The organism is Achromobacter sp. SIMBA_011 (assembly GCF_046535435.1).
Taxonomy (GTDB): Bacteria; Pseudomonadota; Gammaproteobacteria; order Burkholderiales; family Burkholderiaceae_B; genus Achromobacter; species Achromobacter dolens.
Window position 1 is genome coordinate 1 of record NZ_JAWRWN010000374.1, and the last position, 275, is coordinate 275.

At 47.3% G+C, this 275-nt stretch carries 1 protein-coding gene; it reads right to left on the bottom strand.

Annotated elements, in window-relative coordinates; translation table 11 throughout:
* Nucleotides 1-275, bottom strand: a 275-nt coding sequence (locus SB816_RS31350) for a hypothetical protein (protein ID WP_410548161.1), incomplete at both ends; no start/stop codon positions are given.

Genomic DNA, 275 nt, shown 5'->3' on the forward strand with positions numbered 1-275 from the left:
TGATGTGCTCTAACCAACTGAGCTACGTAGCCATCTTTTTTTTCGCGATACCTTATCGGCGTTGCGGGGCGCATTATGCGTATAGAGCCTTGCAGCGTCAACCTCTTTTTCAAGGAAAATTGCTCGAAAGTGACTGTTTGGTTAGGTTGCGAACAGCGAACCATGACGAACTGTAAATCTACGGAATGCTTGATATTCAGGGGATTTTGCGGACTGGTACGGATGGGAGCGAACTGATAAATGGTGTCCCCTGCAGGAATCGAACCTGCAATTAG